4 protein-coding genes are annotated in these 5,707 nt (G+C 36.3%); all 4 read right to left on the minus strand.

Going from position 1 to position 5,707, the window contains the following annotated elements:
* Nucleotides 1-2,564 (minus strand): endo alpha-1,4 polygalactosaminidase (locus ABGX27_06290; protein MEO2069106.1); only part of this gene is annotated, 2,564 nt, incomplete at its 3' end.
* Nucleotides 2,530-3,900: an exopolysaccharide Pel transporter PelG gene (gene pelG / locus ABGX27_06295; GenBank protein ID MEO2069107.1), complete on the minus strand. Its 1,371-nt coding sequence runs from the start codon at nt 3,898-3,900 to the stop codon at nt 2,530-2,532. The genes ABGX27_06290 and pelG, both read right to left, overlap by 35 nt.
* The gene (pelF, locus tag ABGX27_06300) at nt 3,881-5,401 is read right to left on the minus strand and encodes a GT4 family glycosyltransferase PelF (GenBank protein MEO2069108.1); all 1,521 of its coding nucleotides are present in this window, start codon (nt 5,399-5,401) and stop codon (nt 3,881-3,883) included. Before pelF ends, pelG begins: the two co-directional genes overlap by 20 nt.
* 1 nt (nt 5,402) lies before the next feature.
* The coding region (locus ABGX27_06305) for a hypothetical protein (protein ID MEO2069109.1) at nt 5,403-5,707 on the minus strand (305 nt) is incomplete at its 5' end.

Below are 5,707 nucleotides of genomic sequence, written 5' to 3' on the forward strand. Positions count from 1 at the left end.
GAAAAAGAAACAACCTTTCCGTTTGATTCTACTAAAATAAATGGGTTTCTGTCTTCACTTTTAAATCTTAACTTGTAGTTTCCGCTTCCGTCGAAGCTAATGTAAATCCATTTCCCTATCTTTTTGTATCCCACTATCCCTTTTGATTTTTCTATGTCAGGGTATCCCCACGAAGTAGGAATTCTTAAAGTTCTTAAAGTTCCAGCCGTTTTCACAACTAAATCTCTGCCCCGTGTAGCGATAGCGCTTCCGCGAAACTCCAAAACCTTCTGAGCATATTCAGAAAGGAATAAAGAAATAGGCTTTTGGGATAGAGCCCAGTTGTAAACCCTTTTTAAAGCTTTTAGTGAAGAAAGATTCTCACCAGAGTAAAAATGGTAGTAAATGCTTATAGGTTTTAATCTTCTTGGCTTTTCAGTAAGTTTGAAGGTTTGAATAACTTTTACGTAACCAAATTTCTTCTTCCACAAATCTGTATATACATTTTCGTTTTGAACAGGAGCATAAATCTGGAAATATTCTCCTCTGTTTATTCCCATGGGAGAAATGAATGTAAGAAATGGATGGGTATTATCTATCGTCGTATCCCCTCCATTCACCGCATAAATTCCGTTCTCGTAAGTTATTCTTAGTGCTTCTTTTGGTGGTAAACAGTCACCAGACCATAGTAAAACCTTAGCCTCTTTCCCTTTAGGGCAAAGATGTTTAGTAATATACCTTAGCGAACCGACAATTTCCTTTTCCAAGGACGGAGTGTAGTTAGGAATTGGTAAGTTGTTGCCATACTCTAAGTTATCTTTCTCAAGAGGAGGTAAACCTTTTGATATCCTATAAACATTAATCCAGCTAAAAGGGTGAGAAAAAGTATGGCTTGCTGGTTCTACATTGGGTAAAGAAAAGATAGTTCTTGCCACCTCTTGGTACTCAGCAGAGTCTTTAGGATAAAGTCCATTAGGAGAGATAGTTCCCACTATAACTGAAACCGTATGGGGAATTTTGTATTTTTTCAGTATTTCATCTCTAATTATTTCCCCAGCTATTTTCTCCGGCTGGAACTCTACCTTATCAATGAAACCATCTCCATCTATGTGAACCGTAAGAATTCTTCTTCCGTTTTCTGTAGTTACGTCAAGTGCAGGTATTTCTCCAAATACCTTTTTAAAAAGCCAAAATGGATCAAAGACCCAATAATCAACTTTTCCTATACTTCTTAAAACGGTTCCACTTAACGCATATCCTCCCCAAGAAGTAATGGCTGCTGGAACAAAAACTTTTCCTTTACTATCTTGATACTTTATGAGCGGAATAAAACTTTTGTCCTTTGTTGATACTTTTGGTGAGAGAGGGTCAAGAAAGGCTAGAGCCTCAAACCCATAGGTAGGAGCAGTATAAATAATTGACTTTTTGTCAAACCCGTTAATTTCTCCTTTTTCTATTCCTAGTTCCTTTAAAAACTCTTTCCTTAAAGTGGAAACATTAAAGATAAATACTTTTGTCCCTTCTTTTATTCTTTTCCTTAACCATGTTTCAAACTTTACACTTTTGCTTCCACTCCAAACGATGATTCCCCTGTATAAATTTCCCAAAAAGCCATGAGGTAAAGAGGAGATTTCTACAAGTTCTGGAACGAAGCCAAGCCACTCTAAAGGCATTTGAATTTCATAGTTAGGCGTAGGTAGTAGAGGGTCAGGTTCTTGGGAAGGGTCGTAGACGATAAGTATTCTTCTTGGGATTAAATGAAATATTCCTTCTCCAATATCCTGTAAATATTTATCCGTAACCCAAGGAATGAATCCCAGTTTTTCTATTCTTTTAGCGTCCAGCTTTCTAAGTTCTTTCTTTTCTGGTGGAATATAGTCAATAACTATAACGGGAAGTCCCAAGCATTTAGCTTCATTTAATTTTTCTAACAACCATTTTGTTTCTTTTTCTTTCATTTTCTTGTAGCTTAGTTTCTCGTCGAGACCATAGAAAAGGGATTCGGCCAAAACAGCATCTATATAGTCTTTTATACTTTCAAGGATAGAAAAGGGTCTATTGGCAATTATTATTTTTTTTGGGAAAGTTTTCCTCAGCTTCTTTATAAATTCAATTTCTGTCTCTTCGTACTTTTTCCACTCGTTCTTTTTTAAAATCAACCTGTAAGAGTCGAGTGTGTCAAGCATAAAGCCGTCATATCCTTCTTCTGCAAGGGGTCTAAAAACTTTTTCTATTAAAAAATTTCCACAATCTTCCTTTCTAAGATCCAAAACAAAAGATTTCCAAACCTTGTTCTTACCTAACATCCAAGATTTCTTTATTTGTTTGAAATAACTCCTTGTCGGAGAAACTTCTCCAATACTAACGTAGGCGATTAATTTTCCGTGTTTTTTCATATAGAACTTTTCTTTGATTTTCTTTAAGGGGAACGTGTCGGGATCCACTATTATCCAGTCATAAAGGTAGAGAATTTCTTCAGGGAGGGAAGAATACATAACAGCGACTGACGGTTTATTATCTTCTCCGTAAGCAACTACATTAAAAAGAAGGCTAAATAAGCATAAAAGTCCTATAATGAAGTTCATACAGGAACCTCCTCAGTAAGTATGTTCCAAAAAGAAAAGTTATCAGTAAGGAAAGGAAAAAGCCGTAACCGTAAAAGTAAGGTCCTAACTTTATACTTATGATACTTAAGAGAAAATTGAGTATCGCAAAAGAGATAGTAAGGTAAACAGCTTCTTTCCTCAAATCAAAATAAAAAAGTAGAGCCAAAATGCACATAACAAGAAGTTGTAGTGAGGTTCCTAAAAGGAGAATATTGAAGAGTGGCAGGTAAAGGGGAGAAAGGTTAAACCACTTAAAAACTTCTTTTTCCGTGAGAAGAACAATGATAACTGCCATTCCTTGTATCCTGAAAACCTCTTGGATAAGCCCCCGCACAGCCATTACAAGTTCGTATCCCATTTCATAGATTCTCTCTAAAGTAGCGCCTTCTCTTACGGCTGAGTAGTATCTATCGTAGTATTCTGCAAACTCTGCCTCAAGTTTTAGAAAAAATATACCCATTCCAGGAGCTATTGAGAGGTAAGCCAAGAATATTGGAATGTCGTAAACGGGAGAAGCTTTAAATGGTCCTATTACTTGTTGTCCAGTTAAAGGGGAAAACCAGAAAACAAACTTATCTATCCATATACCAAGGTTATAGAAAAGTCCACTAACTGCAAGACTTAGGTAAATTTTCTTTAAGTTCAGGAAATCAAATTCTATAAGCTTTGAAGACGTATACGAGTAAAAAATGTAACCTACCAAGAGAGAAAAAGCTATGCCCATTCCTACAAAGAAGGAAAAAAGTAAACCTGTAATTCCTGCTTTAGAGAAAATAGGGGCAGTTATCATCATAGAACCAAAACCTATAAAGAAAGCAAAGAGAATGTATTTATAACTTTTCAGCGATGTTAGGAGAACGTTTACTATCCAAAAGCCAGAAGAAAGTGTTAAGGAAAATAAGAAAAGCAAAGCGAAAGTAGGAGGCAGTTTTTTCATTCCAAATAAGACAATCAAAAGTCCCACTAAAAACCCAAGTGCCATAGATACTGTAAGAGCACCTATAAAGTTGGGAAGAACTCTCCAAACTTCTTTTTCGAAAAGTCTATCAGAAATGTACCTACTAAATAGAAGCTGCAAAGGACCAGAAACGATGAGGCTAATAGCAGTAATGTAAGTTATTACAACTTGATACTGTCTCACCACCTCAGGATTGTTGGAAGACTTGGAAGCTATAATACCCGCAAAAATTATCGCCAAGATAGAAATAATCCATGGACCAGCACTTAAGGAAATAGAATAAGTAAATGAAAGGAACAAAGATGTGAGTTTGTTGTCTTCTAAAATTCTTTTCAGTTCAAACGATATTCCCGCCATTGCTATACCTTGAGTATAGTTTTCTATAGCTATCTATAAAGGCTTCGAAACTATAGAACTTTTCAACCCTTTCAATTGCTGCTTTATGGCTAGATTCCCACAAGTCTTCATCAGTGAGGTACTTGATATAAGCATCGGCAAGGGCACTGGGATTGGCTACAGGAGTGACCTCTCCTGCTTTTCCTAAAGCTTTGTCTTCCTCGCACAGTCCTCCATAAATGAGCTGGTGGCAGGAACCAACATCTGTTGAAACCACTGGAACACCTCCAGCAAAAGATTCTAAAACCACCAAAGGCATTCCTTCGCTAATAGATGTCAAGGTTGTAAGTCCAACCTTTGGAAGAACTTCCGGTATCTTTTGAAATCCTAGAAACTTTACATTTCTCTTCAGATTAAGAGCATATACAAGCTTTTTACACTCTTCGTAATAGCTTGGATCTTCTTCTGTTGGTCCTATTATCCAGCCTTCGACTTCTGGTATCTTATTGGCAACTATTCTTATAGCTTTTATGAAAGTTTTTATGTCCTTAATAGGAACAACTCTTCCAATAAGTCCTATTACCTTTGGAATATTTTTTCCTCTCTTTTTTCTAGCTTCAAGATAGTTCTCAATCCTAACACCATTTGGAATTACCAAGGTTTTTTCTGGTGGAGCTCCTAAAGAAATCTGTATTTTTCTTGCATCATCAAATAAAGATATGATCTTATCGGCAGTTTCGTAAGCAAGTTTACCGAGCCCAATAAAGAAGTTTATCCATATCTCTTTTAAGTGCTCGACTTCACCTTTTTTTCTCTGAAAGGAAAGGCGCCTATCCTGTATCCAATCTGCACTTAAGATGTCTATCTTTCTCTCCCTTGTGTAGATTCCATGTTCAGTTAGTAGGAAAGGAACTTTTCTATCATTTTTTATCAGTGATGCTAAAAACCCGGCGTAACCCGTAGATGGGCTATGAACAAGCTTTATGGGCTTTAGATCCTTGACAATGCTTGCAACTCTCCAAATAGGTGCATGAACGTTTCTTATAGTCCAGAAATAGTCTATAAAGGGTGTATCTCTTGCAAACAGCAAGTAATTGTCCTCAATAAACTCCCAAGCTCTTTTGCTGTATAAAAATTCTTCTTCCGTAATCTCTTTTTCATAAAACTCTTTTTTATGAAGCTCTTTAGGAAAAGCCTTTCCTATATTGTTTTTAAACCAGTGATGGAGTTTTCTAACTTTCTCAAAATGTTTCTTATCTCCTTCCAAAATTCTTGGTGGTGGTCTACTTGAAGAATCAAAAAGGTAATGAACGCTTAAGTAAACAAGGTTTTCAGGTATAGGATATTTTATATCACCGTAATCTTCTTTTCTGCTTCCTACAAAAACAACACCAAAGTTAAACTCACTAAGACCATTAATGAGGTCTCTAATCCAAGAAGAAACTCCTCCACGAACAAAGGGATAAGTTCCTTCAGCTATTATCAAGATGTCTATCTCTTTTTTCTTGTCAACTAATACCATCTTACATCCAAACTCTTTTTATAAAGTGAACCGTCGGATGAATAGAAAAAGGAAGTTCCGAGAGGATTTCTTTAACCTTTTGAAACTCCTTAGATAGAAAGTAGACCTCAGAAAGGTAAGGAATGCACCTTTTTTTTAAAGATTCATCACCTGTAAAGTAAGCCCTTTCAAGGTGAAATTTTGCTTTAGTTAAATCCTTAAGTCTTAGAAAGATCCTACCTGCAATTAGATGGGTATGGGGATCATCCAGAGTTGATATGGCAACCATTAGGTATTTTAGGGCCTCTTCTATCAAGAAGTCTTCAA

It is taken from the genome of Desulfurobacteriaceae bacterium (assembly GCA_039832905.1).
Classification (GTDB): Bacteria; Aquificota; Aquificia; order Desulfurobacteriales; family Desulfurobacteriaceae; genus Desulfurobacterium.